General features: G+C 40.6%; 1 pseudogene. It reads left to right on the top strand.

Annotated features, from left to right (window positions below):
• Nucleotides 1-475 (top strand): annotated as a pseudogene (locus UF06_RS07025) (hypothetical protein); the annotation flags it as partial.

Raw genomic sequence — 475 nt, 5'->3', positions numbered from 1 at the left:
CTTGAGTACTTCGATTGATTCACCTGATACTGAAAAAACTCAGATGCAGCATAAACTCATCAATGATTCCAATACATGGAAAGGCAAAAAGCTAATTTATATTGCTCACTCGCAAGGAAACTTATGGGTGAACCAATCTTACAAGTATGTTGTTTCTCAATTAGGATACGACGCTGATAATATTCACGTGGTTCATATTGCGCCGGCCTCGCCAACATTAACCCCTGATAGTGAGTATATTTTATCAACCTCTGACCTTGTTATTAATGGCCTGCAACTAACGGGAATTGGCTCTGTCCCTGTATCGAATACCGCTATAGCGCCAAGCACAGCAGACATTGCAGGGCATGGTTTAATTGAAATCTATTTAACTCATCCTGACTCGATTAACAAAATCAAGAAATCTGTGGGGCGAGCTTTTGATTCACTTACCAAGCCGGATATGGAAGAGCATCTCTTTGAAGTGACCTATCAA

The sequence above is a fragment of the Vibrio sp. S234-5 genome (assembly GCF_000960595.1).
In the GTDB taxonomy this organism is placed as follows: Bacteria; Pseudomonadota; Gammaproteobacteria; order Enterobacterales; family Vibrionaceae; genus Vibrio.
The sequence above is the reverse complement of the archived record's forward strand: the minus strand, read 5'-3'. Positions and strand labels throughout refer to the sequence as shown.